Source organism: Kitasatospora sp. NPDC093102 (assembly GCF_040683915.1).
Lineage (GTDB): Bacteria > Actinomycetota > Actinomycetes > Streptomycetales > Streptomycetaceae > Kitasatospora.
In genome coordinates, this window is sequence record NZ_JBFBFA010000031.1 from 20,688 (window position 1) to 37,113 (window position 16,426).

Here is a 16,426-nt window from a genome sequence, read left to right on the forward strand (position 1 = left end):
GGCGGTGCACGGCGGCGGGTGACCGGACACCGAGGAGAACTCCCGTGGCTCGCCACATCTACGCCTGCCCGCTGCGCTGGTCCGACATGGACGCCTTCGGGCACGTCAACAACGTGGTCTTCCTGCGCTACCTGGAGGAGGCCCGGATCGACTTCATGTTCACCCAGGCCGCCGCGGCCGGCGCCGGGGAGTTCGCGGGCGGCTCGGTGGTGGCGCGCCACGAGATCGACTACAAGCGTCCGCTGGTGCACCGGCCCGAGCCGGTCACCATCGAGACCTGGGTGACGAAGATCGGCGGCGCCTCGCTGACCGTCTCGTACGAGATCAAGGACGTCGCCGAGGACGGCAGCGACGTCGTGTACGTCCGGGCGTCCACCGTGGTCGTCCCCTACGATCTGGCCGAGGGCCGGCCGCGCCGGATCTCGCCGGTGGAGCGGGAGTTCCTCGGCCGCTTCATGGACGAAGAGCCGGCCGTCGCCGCCGTCTGACCCCACCTGACGATTCGAGCTGAACCGCTGTGACCATCACCGCCCGTCTCGCCCTGGCCGACACCGGGGAGGCCGCCGACCTCTCCGCCTTCCTGCTGCGCCTGCTGCGCTTCGACCGGGCGGCGGCCGTCCGGCTCCAGGCGGTGGGACCGGGCGACGGGGACGGCGTGCTGGCGGTCTTCGGACGGTTGCCGCTGGGCGGTTCGGGCGTGCTGGCGATCCGCACCGTGCGGCTGGGCGGCCTGGACGAGCCGGTGGACCTGACCGTCTCGGCGGGCCAACTGCTGGACGGCGTGGACGCCGAGGCGGGCACCGTCGTGCTGCCCGCGCCGGTGACCGGCCCGGCCTGGGCGGGGCTGTTGCCGCCGCGCACCGGCTGGCGCCCGGTCGGCGCCCCGCCGGCGGCCGAGGTGTACCCCGAACTCATGGCCGGGGTACAGGAGTTCCGCGAGCGCAGCGAGGCCGTCCCGGCGCACCACCAGAGCCGAGCGGCGCTGGACGCGCTGGCCGACGAGATCTGGTCCCGCCCGGTGACCGTGCTGCCCGAGCTGCCGCTGCGCGCGCTGCACGCCGCGTACGTGATCGGCTTCCTGAAGCCCGGCGCCCCGCTGACCGTGCACCGGGCGGGCGGCTGGCTGCGGCTGAGCGCCCCGGCGGGCTCGGTGGCGGTGCGCACCGTGGCCGCGCCGGGCGCTGGGCTGGGGCTCAGCCCGGTCCGGTAGCCCCGGTCCCTTGGCCCCCGGTCCGGTAGCCCCGGTCCCTTGGCCCCCGGTCCGGTAGCCCCGGTCCGGCAGCACGGCGTACGGGCTCCGGGAACGGGCTCAGCCCGGGGTGTTGATCATCGAGGCGGCGGCGTAGGTCAGGTACTCGAGCAGCTGCTGCTCGTGCTCGGCCGGCAGCTCCAGGCTCGCCGCGGCCGCCCGCATGTGGGTGAGCCAGGCGTCGTGCGCGGCCTTGTCGACCTTGAACGGCACGTGCCGCATCCGCAGCCGCGGGTGGCCGCGCCGCTCGCTGTAGGTGCGCGGGCCGCCCCAGTACTGCATCAGGAAGAGGGCCATCCGCTCCTCGGCCGGCCCGAGGTCCTCCTCGGGGTACATCGGCCGCAGCAACTCGTCCTCGGCGATGCCTTCGTAGAACCGGTGGGCCAGCCGCCGGAAGGTCGGCTCACCGCCGACCTGGTCGTAGAAGGTCTCCTCGCTCAACGTGCCTCGCCGGATCTCTCTCACCCGACCATGGTCGCAGACGCCGACGGGGTCGTACACCGGGACCAAAGGCGTACGACCCCGTCGGGATCGGTGGATGTCGACCGGGGAGGGTCAGTCCTCCCAGCGGAACAGCTTCCAGGAGATGCCGGTCAGCACGGCCGCGAAGAGCAGCAGGCCGCCCATCGTCGGCAGGGCGTCCATGACGCCCCCGCCGCGGGTGAGCACCGACTGGGCGGAGTTGACCAGGTAGTGCAGCGGCATGACCTCGGAGACGGTCTTCAGCCAGCCCGGGGCGCCGTCCAGCGGGAAGAACGAGCCGGACAGGAAGGACATCGGCAGCACGATGATCTGCGAGATGCCGTTGGCGGCCTCCTCGGTCTTGGCGACCGAGCCGGCCAGCAGGCCGATCGACATGAAGGCGAGGGTCGCGCAGGCCACCAGCGGGATGACCAGCCACCAGTTGCCGGTGAGCTTCAGCCCGAAGAAGCTGGTCGCGACCACCAGGAAGACGGCGGTCTGCAGGAACGCGGTCAGCAGCGAGACCAGGACCCGGGAGGAGACCACGGTGCCGGCGCTGATCGGGGCCAGCCGCAGCCGGCGCAGCACCTTGGACTTGCGCCAGTTGACCAGGGTCAGCGCGGCACCGAACACCGCGCCGGTGGCGACGGCCCAGCCGAGCAGGCCGGGGGTGAGGAACTGGATCGGCTTGAGCGACTTGTCCTCGACCTGCTGGGAGTCCAGCACGAAGGCCGGCTTCTGACCGGTGGCCGCCTGGTTGGCGTTCTGGACCACCGAGTTGAGGATGCCCTGGAGCGCGCCGGCGCGGACCTGGTCGGCGGCGGTGTAGCGCAGCTCGACCTTGCCGTCCGGGCCCTGCTTGATCAGCGCGTCGTAGTCGCCCTTGCGGACCTTCTCCAGCGTGGCGGCCTCGTCGTCGGTCTTCGTGACGGTGAGGACCTTGTCCAGTCCGGCCCGCTCGTCGCCCTGGATCGAGTCGAACAGCTTCACCGCGCCGACCTGCGCCACCTTGGCGTGCGGGCTGCCGGAGCTCTTGGTCACGGTGCCGAAGAACACCAGGAACACCAGCGGGAACAGCAGGATGAAGAAGGTCGCGGTGCGGTCGCGCTTCATCCCGAGCAGCATGGCGCGGGACAGGCTCCAGAACGCGCTGACCCGCTCCCGCTCGCCGGCGGCCGGGCCGCCGCGCCGGCCGGACGCCTGCGGCTCGGTGGGGATGGTGGCGGTCATGCGCGGAACTCCCGTCCGGTCAGCTGGAGGAAGACGTCCTCCAGGGTGGCGCCGCGCACTTCCAGGCCGCGCAGCGCGTTCTGCTCGGCCAGGACGCTGAGCACCGGGGCGGGAAGGCGGGTGGAGACGGAGAGCGAGACGGTGTCGTCCTCCAGGGTGGCGATGTCGGCGCCGGCCGCGGTCAGCAGCTCCCGGGCCCGGTCGAGCGGGAGCTGGCCGGAGGCCACGCTGATCCGGACGGTGTCGTCGATCTCGCGGATCAGCGCCGCCGGGGCGCCGGTGTGCAGGATCTTGCCGTGGTCCATGATCGAGACCCGGTCGCAGAGCACCTCGGCCTCGTCCAGGTAGTGCGTGGTCAGCACGACCGTGCGGCCCTCGGCGTTGATGTCCCGCAGGAGGTCCCAGAGATTGCGCCGGGACTGCGGGTCCAGGCCGGTGGTGGGCTCGTCCAGGAAGACGAGCTCCGGGTCGTGGGCCAGTGCGCAGGCGATCGACAGGCGCTGGGCCTGGCCGCCGGACATCTGGTCGGTCAGGGTCTCGGCCTTGTCCGAGAGGCCGACCCGCTCCAGCATCGCGTCGGCCTGCTTGGGGCCGACCCCGTAGAACGACGCGAAGGTGCGGATGGTCTCCCGGGCCGTCAGTTTCCGGAAGAAAGCGGACGCCTGGAACTGCACGCCGATTCGCGGGAGCAGTTTCGGATTGCGCGGCCAGGGCTCCATGCCCAGGAGCTGGACCCGGCCCTCGTCCGGTTTCCGGACGCCCTCCAGGATCTCCATCGTGGTGGTCTTCCCGGCGCCGTTGGGGCCCAGGATCCCGTAGAACTCGCCGGCCTCGACGGTGAAGGACACCCCGTCGACGGCCTGCACATCCCCGTACCGCTGGCGGATGCCGTCAGCGGATATAGCAGCAGTCATGTGCCCTGAGCCTAGGGGTTGTGAAGGCTCTTGTGCACATCCGGGACAGCGAATTTGCGGATATTTTGAGGAGGGGGGCAAACAAAGCCGGGCCGGGCGGATGTCGAATTCCGCCCGGCCCGGCCGGAGTTGTCACCGGCGGTCCATCGGGCGAATTGCCCGATGGACTTTCAGCTGACGGTCGGCCGTCGTTCAGCCGCGGTGCACGGTGATGGTGGTCCAGGCGCCGATGTGGATCCGGTCGCCGTCGTTCAGCGGCACGGCGGTGTGCGGGGCGATCGGCTCCGCGCCGCCGTTCATGGTGGTGCCGTTGGTCGAGTCCTGGTCCACCAGGACCCAGCTGCCGTCCGCCTGTTCGGCGAGCAGCGCGTGCTGGTGCGAGGCGCCCGGGTCCTCCGGCGGTACGGACAGGTCGATCTCCGGCACCGTGCCGCGGTGCTGGCTGCGCCGCCCGATCCGCAGCTGGCCGCGGCCGGTCAGCGGGATCCGGCGCTCGGGGCAGTACGGCGGGAAGAACAGGCCGGCCGCCTCGGGACCGCTGCGGGCCATCATCTCGGTGAAGTAGTCCCGGTCGGCCGACACCACGGCGATCCAGTTGGTCCGTACCGGCTCGGCCGGGGCGGGTTCCTGGGGCTGCTGCGGCTGCGGCGGGGCCAGGTTGAAGGAGGTGCCGAAGTCGCCGCCGCGGCTGTTCGGGCCGGGGCCGGCCGGATGGGCGTACACCGGGCCGGAGTCCTCCCGCACCGAGGTGTCGGGGAACGCGCCCTCCGGCGGAGGGTAGCCGTAGGTGTGCGGCTGCTGCGGGGCGGGCGGGGCGACGGCCTGCTGGGCCGCCGGAGGCTGTCCGAGCGGAGGCTGTCCGAGCGGAGGCTGGCCGAGCGGCGGCTGACCGACCGGGGCGTGACCGTACGGGTCCTGGCCGGTCGGGGCCGGCGGTGGGGTGCCGCCGTAGGACGCCGGGATGTTCAGCGGCGGCTGCTGGGCCGGGCCGGGCGGGGTGTGGCCGGCGCCGGGCACCTGGCGGCGCGAGGGCGTGGAGAGCTCGTAGTCGTAGCCGCACTCCTCGCAGAACCGTCCGGTCTGCGGGCTGCGGCAGATCGGGCAGACCGTCAGGCCCGCGGTGAGGCCCTGCGGCCCGGCCTGCGGCGGGACGGCCCCGTGCGGGGGCATGGCCCCGTGCGGAGGCGGGGACACCGTGCCCGGAGGCGGGGGCACCATGCCGGGGGGCGGCAGGGGTGCCCCGGGCGGCGGGACGGCCCCCGGGGACATCGGCGGCGGAGGCGGCGGCGCACCGAAGGGCGCGCCGTGCCCCGGGTGCCCGGCGTGCGTGCCGGGCGCGGGGTTGGCTGCGTGCGCCCCCGGGTAGCCTCCGTGCGCCCCGGGTGTGGGGGCCGGCGGAGTCATCGGGAAGCCGCAGAAGTCGCACCAGTCCTCGGCCTGCGACTCGTGGCCCCTCGGGCAGATCGGCATCAGGTCCCCCTCGTTTCGGGCCGGCTCGGTGCGGTGTCGCGCCGGGGTGCCGGCCCGGTCACGTCTTCAGCGGTCACTTCTTCACACGTACCGTCTTGGTCGACCGGGTCTCAAGGGTCATCGAGTCGGCCTCGCTCACGTTCTTACGGAACCGAACCGTACCCTCCTTCGGGTCCACCACGTCCACCACCTTCTGGAGCAGCTTGTAGGTGCCCTCGTTCCCGGTCGCGTGTGCGATCCGGACGGCGGCGCCCAGCTTGGAGGTCGCGCGGTCGACGTCCCCGGCCCGGTGGGCCTCCAGGCCCTCCTGGATGGAGGAGGCGAGCTCGGCCTGCCCGGTGTAGTGGGCGACCTGCGGGCTGATCCGGGTGGAGGAGGCCAGGTCGTCGGTCCAGACCGCCTTGACCAGGCCCTGGGTGAGCACCTCCGAGGTGCCGCCGGCGACCTTCTCGGGCAGCACCAGGCTGACCCGGGCGGCGAGCATCTCGTTGCCGACCGAGGCGGCCGGCACCTCGACGCAGACGTGGTAGTCGCGGCTCTCGTCGCCCCAGGAACCGGTGGGGTAGTCGCCGGCCCGGGGGCCGGCCTCGGTGCGGCGGGAGGTCAGGTCCTCGACCGTGGGGGCGACCTGCTTGACGAACCTGACCGTGGCGTTGGCCGGGGTCCAGATCCGCAGGGCGACGTCGGCGACCTGCTTGCCCATCGCGCCGGCCATCATCGCGCGGAAGTCCTGGGCCAGGCCGGAGGGTTCGGCGACGATGTCGGTGGTGCCGAGCAGCGCCGAGGAGATCCTGCGCAGCTCGTCGATCCGCCAGTCGGTGCCCACACCGCGGCAGTCGGCGGTGAAGTGGCCGGTCACCCGCTCGATGTTGCGGGCCAGTTCCTCGGCCGACTCGTGCTCGTTGTTCCCGTCGGTGAGCAGGATGGCGTGCCGGATGGCGATGTCGCGGCGGGTGAGGAAGAGCGTGTCGGCCTTGGTCAGCCAGGTGCCCATCGCGGTGCCGCCGGCCGCGGTGAGCCGGCGCAGCGACTCCTTGGCCTGCTCGCGGGTGGTGGCGGATGCGGTGGCGAGGGTGCCGTCGCCGGGGTAGATGTCGCGGGCCTCGTGGGTGCCGGCGACCACGGCGAAGGCGGTGCCGTCGCGCAGCGCGTCGATGGCGGCGGCGGTGGCCTCGCGGGCGCCGTTGATCTTGGTCTTGGGGTAGTCCATCGAGCCCGAGCAGTCCACCAGGATGACCACGGCCGACGCGCTGTCGGTGCCCGCCGGAGTGGCGTCGGCGAAGCCGAGCGGCCGGCCGCCGGAGGTGCCGCCGCCGGTCGCGGTGACGGTGACGATGGCGTTGACCTCGCGGGCGCCGTCGGCCAGGTACTCGTTCTGGAAGATCTCCACGTTGAACCTGGGCAGGTTCGGCTTCGCCAGTGTTGCCATGGGGCGGTCGGCTCCCGTCGGGTGAGGGGTGGACGTGCTCGGGACGGTCGGGCGGGGCCCGCCGGGCGGGCCGGCGGGCCGTGGCGCCGGGGCGTCCGGCGGGCGGTCGGTCAGGCCGTCGGCGGGTGCGGCGGCTGCGGCGGGACGGTGGACGGGACGGACGGCGCCGGCGGGACCTCCGGGCGCGCGGGCGGGGCCGGAGGCAGCGGGGCTGCGGGCGAGCCGATCACCGGGATGTCCGGCAGGGTCGGTTCGTGGTCCTCGTCCTCCTGCGCGGCCGATCGGCCGGCGGGCCGCGCAGTGACCAGCGGCAGGTCCAGCGCGGTCGGGGTCTGGTCGGCCTCCTCGACGGCGGCCGGCGGGTCGATCGGCAGCACGGCGACGGTGATGTTGTCGTGGCCGCCGGCCGCGACCGCGAACTTCACCAGGGTCTGCGCCGTGGCGAGCGGCTCGGTGCGGGCGTCCGGGCGCACGTAGTACGCCAGGTCGGTGGCCGCCTCGGCGTAGTTCCACAGCCCGTCGGTGCAGATCAGCACCACCCCGGGGACGTGCGGGGTGAAGTCGAGGGTGTGCGGCAGGACCTCCTCGGCGTCGGCGCCGAGCCAGCCGGTGATCGCGTGCGCGCGCGGGTCGGCGTAGGCCTCGGCCTCGCCCATCAGCCCGGCCTCGACCATCCGGGCGGCCCAGGAGTCGTCCTGGGTGAGCCGGAACGGCTCGGCGGCCGCGCGGTCGTCCGGGATCCAGTACGCCCGGGTGTCGCCGACCCACCCGATGGTGACCCGGCCGCCAGCGGCTATCGCGCTGACGTAGGTGCAGGCGGGCGCGTTGAGGTCGGGCCGGGTGGGGCCGGCGAGGTCGGCGACGGCCTTGGCGGCGTCGGCGATGGCCTGGCGCATCGCCTGGTTCGGGTCCCGGCCGGCCTCCAGGGCGGTCAGCAGCGACTCGGAGGCGGCGTCCACGGCGGTCTCGGAGGCCTCGTCCGGGCGGTCGGAGGAGGAGACGCCGTCGCACACCACGGCGACCACGACCGGCTCGCCGCCGGGCAGCGAGGTCGCGGCGACGGTGAAGGAGTCCTCGTTGCGGTGGTGGCGCACGCCGCGGTCGCTGACCCCGGCGACGCCCCCGAGCGCCTTCTCCATGTGGTCGCGCGGGCGCGGCTGGGCGCCGCCGCAGCCCTCGCAGTAGCCGTCCGCGGCGACCTGCGGCTGCCCGCAGTGCACGCAGACCGGCCCGCGCGGCGACGGTACGGCCTCGCCGTGCGCGGCGGCCCAGCTCGCCGGCATCGCGCCGGGGGCCGCCCGGCCGTCCCGGCCGGTCCCGCAGGAGCCGCAGTAGGCGTCCTCCGGGTCCATCGGCTCCGAACAGCTCGGGCACTCGGTCTGCTGCGGCATCTGCTACACCCACGTCCTGGGACGGGCACGGTTGGCCCGTTCCACCATCTCGATCCTGGTCTCCGCCCGGTCGGCCAACCGGGCGAGTACCCGGTAGGACTGTTCCAGGGCGAAGCGCAGTTCCCGCTCCTGTGCGGGACGTCCCAGTACCACCAGATCGGTGGCCCGCCGGCCGGCGGCCGCCTCGGCGCCGACCCAGCCGAGGGCCGCGTCGAGCACCTCGACGGCGAGTTCCTCGCGGCGGCGGGCGTCCAGCCGCAGCGCGGTCAGCTGCGCGGAGCTCGCGCCGAGGTCGGCGGCCAGGTCGTCGGTGGGCCGGCGCTCGCGCAGCCGGGCCCGGACGGCGGCGATCCGGGCGGCGGTGTAGTGGCTGGAGGCGGCCGGGACGGTCTCCAGGACGCGGACCGCGCCGGTCCGGTCCTCCTCGGCCAGCCGGACCCGGGCCAGCCCGAAGGCGGCGCTCAGGTAGGCGTGGTCGGTGGCCCACACCAGCCGGTAGAACTCGGCCGCGTCGCCGCCGTCGCCGAGCAGTTCGGCGCAGATGGCGAGGGCCAGCTTGGGGGCGGCCTCGCCGGGGAACGCGTCGTAGACCGCGTCGAAGGCCTCCGCGGCGGCCCGCAGGCCGGACGTGGCTCGCCCGCCCGCCTCCGGGGGCTCCTGACCCGGTGCCGACGGTCGTCGCTCCGGCGCTCCTTCGGCGCTTGCCCGCTCGCCCTCCTCGCCCGCCCCCGGGCCGGAGGGGCCCACGCTTCCGGCACCGGCGGGCCCTTCGGCCCGGGGCGCGCCGACCAGCGCGGTCAGGCCGCGGTACCAGACCACCCGCCAGTCGTCCGGATGGTCCTGCTCCAGCTCGGCGAGGCGGCTCGCGGCGTCCCCGTGGCGGCCGAGTTCGAGCAGGGCGCGCAGCTCGCGCAGCCGGCTCTCGACCGAGACGGCGGGCGCGGCGGCCAGTGCGGCGAGCGTCTCCTCGGGGTCGGGGGTGACCAGGACGGCCAGGAAGCCGGCGTTGGGGTCGCCGGGGTCGACCCGCGGGACAGGCAGCGCGAGGGCGGCGGCGGCCGCGTCCAGGGGGGCCACCCGGAGCAGCCCGGCCTGCTCGGTGGGCAGCACCAACTCGGTGTCCACGACGCGCAGTTCGGGGCCGAACAGGGTGGACGGTGCGGGCCGGGGCCGGTCGTCCTGGAGGGCGAGGACCTCGCGCAGCACGCCGGTGAGCTGGTCGGCCATCTCCTCGGCGGAGGCGAAGCGGCGGGCCGGGTCCGGGTCGGTGGCGCGGACCAGGAAGCGGTAGTACGACTCGTACCTGGCGAAGGCCTCGACCTGCTCGGGGCCGGGCAGCGAGTGGCGGTAGGTGCCGCTGTAGCCCTGGAAGTCGAAGGTGAGCACTGCGAGGGTGCGGGCCACGGTGTACAGGTCGGAGACGACGGAGGGGCCGTCGGTGGCGATCTCCGGGGCCTGGTAGCCGATGGTGCCGTAGATCGGGCCGTCGTCGTCGAGCCGACGGACCGCGCCCATGTCTATGACCTTGAGCGCGTCGCCGCTCTGTATCACGTTGTCGATCTTGAAGTCGCAGTACACCAGGCCCCGGCCGTGCAGGTAGCCCAGGGCCGGCAGCGCCTCCAGCGCGTACGCGATCGCCTGCTCGACCGGCAGCGGCTCGCGCCGGCCGTCCGGGGTGCGGCGCTCGTTGGCGATGTCCTTGAGCGACTTCCCGCCGACGTACTCCATCACGATGTAGCCGTCGGTGGCGCCGGTGCGCAGGTCCGGGTGCTCGGCGAAGTTGATGATCCGGACGATGTTCGGGTGGTCCACCTCGGCCAGGAAGCGCCGCTCGGCGACGGCCGCCGCGAGCGCGTCCTCGTCCCCGGTGTCCAGCAGGCCCTTGAGCACCACCCACTTGTCGTTGACCCGCCGGTCCACCGCCAGGTAGATCCAGCCGAGCCCGCCGTGCGCCAGGCAGCCCACCACCTCGTACTGCCCGCCGACCAGGTCGCCGCGGCGCAGCTTGGGCGTGAACGAGTACGGCGTGCCGCACTTGGTGCAGAAGCCGTCCGGGCGGCCCGGGCGGCCGTTCTTCTCCCGGCCCACCGGGGCCTCGCACTTGGAGCAGAAGCGCTTGCGCTCGGGCACCTCGGGGTCGGCCAGCACCGCCCGGGCCGGGTCGGCCGCCTCGACGGTCGGCACGGTGACCAGGCCGGCGCCCAGCCGGCTGCGGGTGCCCGCGGTGACGCCGCCCCGGGTGGAGCGGACCGAGAGCGAGCGGCTGCTGCCGGTGCGGGTGGAGCGGTGCGAGCGGGAGCGGCCGGACATCGAACGGGCCGAACCGGTGCGGGCCGACAGCGAGCGGGCCGAGCCGCTTCGGCCGGAGCCGTTGTGGTCGGAGCCGTTGTGGCCGGAGCCGGCGGAGACCCGGGCGGAGGGGACGTAGGGCTGGGTGACGCCGGTGTCGCCGGTGGGCGGGGTCAGCCCGCACTCGTCGCAGTAGCCGTCCGGGTCGATGGTGCCGGAGCAGTCGCGCGGGCAGGGCGAGCCGGGGCCGGCCGCCGTGGCCGAGGGGGCGGAGGCCCCGGAGGCCGCGGGCGTCGCGGTGGTCCTGCCCGCCGGGGCCAGCCCGCACTCGTCGCAGTAGCCGTCGGCGTCGATCCTGCCGCTGCCGGAGCACTCCGGCCGTTCGCACGTCTCGCCCATCACCCTCAGCCCCCCTGGACCTGTCCGTCGACCGGTGGCCGGCCGACCCCCTCCTGATCCTGCCCGGCCTCGGCCTCGGTGTGGGCCGGCCGCAGCGACTGCTGGAACCGGGCCACCGCGGCGGCCGCCGCCCGCAGGTCGCAGGGCGCGCTCCACAGCAGCCAGCGCGCCTTCTCGTACCGCTCGATCACTTCCGGGTCCTCGGAGACCCGCAGCCGGGCCGCCATCGCCTTGTAGGCGTCCAGCCGGCCGCGCAGTTCGGCCCGGACGGCCAGCGGCTGGGTCACCTCGGTGAGCGACTGCCGGGCCCGGCCCAGCTCCTTGGCGGCGGCGTCCTCCAGCGCGTCCAGCAGCGGCGCCAGCCGGCCCCACTGCCCGGCCTGGCGCAGGTCCAGCGCCGCGACGATCCGCTCGCGCAGCGCCGAGGCCGGTCCGGGCACCGCCGGGACGTCGCTGGACGCTATCTTCGCCAGCACCTCGCCGCGCGCCCGGCGGGCCTCGGCGAGGGTGGCGTCGGCCCGCTGGAGCAGGTCGCCGACGCCCTGGAGGCGTTCCTCGGCCTCGTCGCGCAGCCGCAGCAGGTCCTCCAGCTCCAGCCGGACGCCGTCCAGCGCCCGCCCGGCCCGGTCGAACCGCTCGGTGTCCACCACCCCGGCCGGGCCGGCGAAGGCCGAGCCCTCCGGGACCGTGCCGCGCTGGGCGGGCACCCGGGCCGGGCGCCACAGCGCCAGCGGGTCCCCGCGCACCTCGGTACGCAGCTCGGTGAGGTCCTTCTCGATCCCGGTCAGGTCGTCGCCCAGCGGGTGGTTGCCGGTGCGCACGCCGAGCGAGGCGGCCAGGGTGCGCACCCGCTGGAGCTCGGCCAGCAGCAGGTCGATCCGGGCCGGCAGGGCCGACCAGACCGCGTCGGCGGCGCTGACCACCTCCAGCACGGTGGCGTACCAGGAGTTCATCCGGGCCATCAGCGCGTCCAGGCTGATCCGCTCGACCAGCTTGGCGGGCGCGCCGAGCAGCTGCGGGCCGTCCGGCACCGCGCTGCCCGGGACGGTCACCGCGTCGCCGGTCAGCAGTTCGCTCAGCTCGGCGAGTTCGGGCGCGCCGGGCTTGGCCTTGCGGGCCCGGACGGCACGCGCGGAGGCCAGCGCCTCGGAGTAGCGGTCGAACAGCGCCCAGAGCAGCGGCAGGCCCCGGCCGGCGACGGACCAGCGCTCCAGGGTGCGCCCGGACAGCTCGGCGCCGTCCAGCAGCCGCAGGCCCGGGTGGTCCTGGAGGGCGAGCAGCGCCGACTCGACCGCGTCCCGCTCCGCGCCGAGGCGGGCGAGCGCGCGGTCCACCTCCTCCCGGCTCAGTACCGGGCCAGCCGATGCCGCCACCGCGGTGTCCTTCCTTCCTCACGTGCGATCCCGACGTGCCTGACGTGCGGTCCCACGACAACCCCCGTGTCCACCACCGGTCTCCCCGTGGTGATCGTCCCGAACCCTAACCGGTGGCCGTTCGGGCCGAGCGGGCGCGGGGCGTCAAGGCGCCGTCAACGCCCCGCTGACGGCCCGTGCGCTACCCCTCCCGCGCCGTCCTCCCCGTCACCCCCCGGACCGGCTCAGTGCGTGCCCGGCCAGTAGCGGTCGGCCTCGTTGAGCATGTACGGCTTGAGCCAGCGGTCGTAAGAACGGGCCCAGTCGCCGCGCGCGTAGTAATCGGCCAGCACCTGGTTGACCCGGGCGGTCAGGTCGGTGCTGTCCTTCAGCATGGCGACGCCGACCACCTCCGGCTGGGCCTCGCCGTCCACGATCCGCACGGTCTGGTCCTGCGCGGCCTGACCGGCCGCCAGGCCGTTGTCGGTCATGGTGGCGTCGACCTTGCCGAGCTGCATCAGGACCAGGCAGTCCAGCTGGTTCTCCACCGTGACGACCTGCCGGGCGGTCTTCATCTCCTTGACCACGTTCAGCGCGGTGGAACCGTCGGCGGCGCAGACCGCCCTGTCCTTGACCGCGTCGTCGAGGTTCTTCGCCGACGACGACTTCGGCACCAGGACGCGCTGGCTGATGTTGAAGTACGGCTTGGAGAAGGCGACGTCCTCCATCCGCTTGCAGTTGATCGTCATGGTGCGGACGATCAGGTCGACCCGGCCCTTCTTGATGGCGTCGATCCGGTCGGCCGTGGCCACCGGCTTGAGCACCACCTTCTCCGGGTCGCCCATGACGGCCGCGCCGATCGCCCGGGCGAGGTCGATGTCGAAGCCCTCGATCTGGCCGGTGTTCGGGTTGCGGGCGCCCCAGCGGTAGCTGTTCTGGTCCACCCCGATCACCAGGCTGTGCCTGGCTTTGATGGCCTTCACGGCGGGGCCGTCCTCGGTGCTCGGCGGCACGCTCTTGTTGACGTCGCAGCCGTCGGCCTGCTCCTGCTGCTCCTGCTGTACGGCCAGGGGCGCGGCGGTCGCGGCCGCCGGTGCGGCGCCGACCGGGCCGCCCCCGGCGAGCACGGCCGCGCCGGACGCCAGCAGGGCCAGCGCGGCGGCGGGCCTGGTCCTTCTCCTGAAACCTCTGGTGCGCATCGGTCGGTCTCCCCCTCTGCCCGTTACCGGTACTCGGCCAGTCGCCGGCCCAGGCCCCGCAGCGCGGCGGCCGCGGCCGCCAGGCCGAGCAGCGCGGCGGCGACGGCGGCGGTGCGCAGGTCCCCGCCGGTGCCCCCGGCGGCCCGCTTGAAACCGTTCTGTTCGATGTCGGCGGCCTGCGCGAGCGCCTTGTCGGTGGCGTTGAAGGCGGCGTCGGCGGTGTTCGCACCGCCCTTGGCCGTCACGGTGGCCTCCAGCGCGCCCTGGTAGTCGGCGTTGTTGACCTCCAGCGCCCGGGCGGCGTCGTGCTGCCGGCGCCACTGGTCGAACTGCTTCGAGGCGTCCTGGAGACTCGGCCCGGCGGCCGCCGGCGCCAGCCGGACGGCCTCCGGCAGCGAGCCGCCGGACCGGTCCTCGGTGCCGGCCAGGTGCTCGGTGGCCTTCGTCCACTGGTCGGCGTACCGGGTGGTCGAGCCGCGGGCGACGAAGTGCAGGTTCTCCGCCAGCCGGGCGGTCAGCACGTCCACCCGGGCGGAGTTGAGCGCCCGCAGCGGGGTCGCGCCCTCGCGGGCGCTCTGTTCGAGCGCCGAACGGGTGGTCAGCCCGGCGACGGTCAGCCACAGGGCGCCGGCCAGGACGGCGGCGGTGGCGCCCAGCAGCCCGATGTTGAACACCCGGTTGGTGCGGCGGAACAGCGTCAGCTGCACCCAGGCCAGCGCGGCCAGGGTGACCACCGCCAGGCCGTACGCCCCCCACGGCACCGCCTGGGCGGCGGCGTAGTCGTCGGCCAGCTCCCGGTTCTCGGCGGCGGCCAGTTCGGCGGCGGCCGGCAGCAGTACGGTCTGCATCTGCTCGGATGCGTACCGCAGGTAGGCGCCGCCGAGCGGGATGCCCTGTCGGTTGTCGGCCCGCGCGGTCTCCACCAGCCCGGCGTACGCCGGGAGTTGCTGGTTCAGCCGGGCGAGCGAGCCCTGTGCGGGGGAGGTCGCCGTGGTCCGGGCGGCGGCCTGGGCGATCAGCTTGGCGGCAGTGGCGATGTCCTGCTCGTAGCGGCTGCGGACCTCGTCGGGCTCGGCGTCGGCCAGCAGGAAGCCGCTCGCCGCGGTGGTGGCGGCGTCGGCCAGGTTGCGGTGGATCTCGGCGGCGTCCCGGCTGAGCGGCTGGCTGTACGAGACCACCCGGTCGGCGGCCTGCGCCCTGCTCTCCAACTGCCAGGCGGTGAGCCCGCCGAAGGCCACGGTGAGCACCGCGAGCACCACTCCGGCCAGCCGCAGCCGGCCGGGCGGCGTGCGGGTGGCCTGCGCGAGCCGGGCGCGCCCGCCGGTGGCGACGGCCGTCGGGGGGCGCTTCGCGGGCGCCCCGCCGGGTCTGGGCGCCGGGGGAGTGCCGCCGGGCTTCGTGAGCGGGGCCGCTCCGGGGACGGCCGGGCTCCCCGTCCCGGCCGTCGTCGCCGGTACGGCCGTCGCGACCGGTGCGCCCGGCGTCCCCGGCGGCTGGTTCGGCCGTGCCGGGAACGCGGCGCCGGACGCGCCGTTGCCTACTGGTGTTGCCACCCGCCTCATCCTCCCCTGGGGCCGGGCCCGTCCCCGGGGCCCGACCGATGGCAGCAGTATGGCCGCGACTCCCCCCGGCCACACCCGACTTGCGCCGATCTTGAGCATGTCGTGCACGCTCCCCGGGACGGCTCGTGCTGCTGGTGCGGCCGGTGCTGTCCGTGCCGTTGGTGCGGCCCGTACCGCTCGTGCAGCCCGTGCAGCTCCTCCCGGGAGGTGGCGAACCGTCCGACGCGGGCCGCACCCTACGCGGTTCCCCCGACCGGCGGAGCGCGGGGGTCCGCTTGCGGGCGCGCAATCCCGGGTGCGGCGCCCCCTGGCTCCGTACGATGGAGGTATGCGTCTGCTTGGAACGATCTCGCCCGACCGCCCGCTGCTCGTCGTCGCCGTGCGCGAGGAGGCCGCCCACCTGGACGACCGCCTGCCCGTGCTGCTCACCGGGATCGGGAAGGTCAACGCCGCCGTCGCGCTGGCCACCGTCCTCGCGCAGGGCGAGAAGCCCTCCGAGGTGATCAACCTGGGCACGGCCGGCGCGCTGCGCCCGGGCTGGGAGGGCACCCACCACGTGGTCCAGGTGATCCAGCACGACCTCGACACCGCCACCCTGCACGCGCTCACCGGGCGGGAGTACGGCGCCCCACTGGTGATCGGCAAGGGCGACGGCCCGGTGCTGGCCACCGGTGACCTCTTCGTCTCCGAGGAGGCCGCCCGCGACCGGCTCGCCGAGCACGCCGACCTGGTGGACATGGAGGGCTACGCCGTCGCCACGGTCGCGCACCGGGCCGGAGTGCCGGTGCGACTGGTCAAGCACGTCAGCGACGAGGCCGGGGACGGCGCGGGGCACACCTGGAAGGAGTCGGTGGACGAGTGCGCCCGGCACCTCGCGGCCTGGGTGGCCGCACAGGGATGGTGACGCCCCATCAGGGTGTCGGGGTGCTGGCCGGGGTGACGCGGTGACCGAGAGGAACACCGAGCCGGCCAAGCTCTCCGACGTCCGTCCGCCGAGCACGAACGCGGACGAACCGACCACCCTGCTGGCCTTCCTCGACTACCTGCGCGCGGCGGTGATCGCCAAGCTCGACGGGATCTCCGACGAGGACGCCCGGCGCCCCGGCGTCGCCTCCGGCACGAGCCTGCTGTGGCTGGTGCGACACCTCGCCGTGGTCGAGGACAACTGGTTCACCTGGGCCTACCGGGGCGCGGGCGAGGAGCCGGGCGAGTCGGACGAGGTGCCGCTGGACGGTGCGACCGTGGCCGGGGAACTCGCCGCCTACCGGGAGGCGGTCGAGCGGTCCGACGCGGTGGCCGCGGCCGCCCCGGACCTGGACCGGCCGGGCGTGCGCTCGCTGCGGCCGGACGACGCCGAGGGGCCGTCGCTGCGGTGGGTGCTGGTCCACATGATCGAGGAGACCGGGCGGCACGCCGGGCACGCGGACATCATCCGCGAGCAGCTGGACGGCGCGATCGGGCGCTGACGGCGCCGAGTGCG

The 16,426-nt window shown here is 74.6% G+C and carries 14 protein-coding genes; 4 read left to right on the top strand and 10 right to left on the bottom strand.

All coding sequences use genetic code 11. The features are described 5' to 3' along the window. Positions 1-44 precede the first annotated feature (44 nt). On the top strand, positions 45-488 hold the full coding sequence (locus AB0O11_RS28575) for a thioesterase family protein (RefSeq protein ID WP_363392503.1): 444 nt from the start codon (positions 45-47) through the stop codon (positions 486-488). A 35-nt stretch (positions 489-523) separates the two neighbouring features. Then, positions 524-1,210 carry a hypothetical protein gene (locus AB0O11_RS28580; RefSeq protein ID WP_363392641.1) on the top strand — a complete coding sequence of 229 codons (687 nt, stop codon included), beginning with the start codon at positions 524-526 and terminating at the stop codon, positions 1,208-1,210. A gap of 99 nt (positions 1,211-1,309) precedes the next feature. On the opposite strand, the gene AB0O11_RS28585 is transcribed toward AB0O11_RS28580, so the two are convergent. From AB0O11_RS28585 to AB0O11_RS28630, 10 genes are all read right to left on the bottom strand, one after another. After that, a complete protein-coding gene (locus AB0O11_RS28585; protein ID WP_363392505.1) occupies positions 1,310-1,714 on the bottom strand; it encodes a globin in 405 nt (134 codons plus the stop codon). Positions 1,715-1,804: 90 nt separating this feature from the next. Further along, the gene (locus AB0O11_RS28590) at positions 1,805-2,941 is read right to left on the bottom strand and encodes an ABC transporter permease (protein ID WP_363392507.1); all 1,137 of its coding nucleotides are present in this window, start codon (positions 2,939-2,941) and stop codon (positions 1,805-1,807) included. Continuing rightward, positions 2,938-3,855, bottom strand: a complete 918-nt coding sequence (locus tag AB0O11_RS28595; protein ID WP_363392509.1) for an ABC transporter ATP-binding protein — start codon at positions 3,853-3,855, stop codon at positions 2,938-2,940. The genes AB0O11_RS28590 and AB0O11_RS28595 overlap by 4 nt, the downstream gene beginning before the upstream one ends. A 192-nt stretch (positions 3,856-4,047) precedes the next feature. After that, complete coding sequence (locus tag AB0O11_RS28600; RefSeq protein WP_363392511.1) at positions 4,048-5,025, bottom strand: FHA domain-containing protein; 978 nt, start codon at positions 5,023-5,025, stop codon at positions 4,048-4,050. 373 nt (positions 5,026-5,398) lie between these two features. Further along, positions 5,399-6,754 (bottom strand): VWA domain-containing protein, encoded by a 1,356-nt coding sequence (locus AB0O11_RS28605; RefSeq protein WP_363392513.1) that lies wholly within the window; start codon positions 6,752-6,754, stop codon positions 5,399-5,401. A 110-nt stretch (positions 6,755-6,864) separates the two neighbouring features. After that, on the bottom strand, positions 6,865-8,145 hold the full coding sequence (locus AB0O11_RS28610; RefSeq protein WP_363392515.1) for a PP2C family serine/threonine-protein phosphatase: 1,281 nt from the start codon (positions 8,143-8,145) through the stop codon (positions 6,865-6,867). 3 nt (positions 8,146-8,148) lie between these two features. Then, positions 8,149-10,833, bottom strand: a complete 2,685-nt coding sequence (locus AB0O11_RS28615; RefSeq protein WP_363392516.1) for a tetratricopeptide repeat protein — start codon at positions 10,831-10,833, stop codon at positions 8,149-8,151. A gap of 5 nt (positions 10,834-10,838) precedes the next feature. Beyond that, positions 10,839-12,206 (bottom strand): hypothetical protein, encoded by a 1,368-nt coding sequence (locus AB0O11_RS28620; protein WP_363392518.1) that lies wholly within the window; start codon positions 12,204-12,206, stop codon positions 10,839-10,841. A gap of 224 nt (positions 12,207-12,430) precedes the next feature. Further along, positions 12,431-13,384, bottom strand: a complete 954-nt coding sequence (locus tag AB0O11_RS28625; protein ID WP_363392520.1) for a glutamate ABC transporter substrate-binding protein — start codon at positions 13,382-13,384, stop codon at positions 12,431-12,433. A gap of 23 nt (positions 13,385-13,407) precedes the next feature. Next, a complete protein-coding gene (locus AB0O11_RS28630; RefSeq protein WP_363392522.1) occupies positions 13,408-14,937 on the bottom strand; it encodes a hypothetical protein in 1,530 nt (509 codons plus the stop codon). 337 nt (positions 14,938-15,274) lie between these two features. Here AB0O11_RS28630 and AB0O11_RS28635 point away from each other — a divergent pair, with 337 nt between their 5' ends. Then, entirely contained in the window at positions 15,275-15,850 is a 576-nt protein-coding gene (locus AB0O11_RS28635) for a nucleosidase (RefSeq protein ID WP_363392524.1), read from the top strand. Between the two features lie 40 nt (positions 15,851-15,890). Then, positions 15,891-16,412 carry a DinB family protein gene (locus AB0O11_RS28640; RefSeq protein ID WP_363392526.1) on the top strand — a complete coding sequence of 174 codons (522 nt, stop codon included), beginning with the start codon at positions 15,891-15,893 and terminating at the stop codon, positions 16,410-16,412. Positions 16,413-16,426 lie beyond the last annotated feature (14 nt).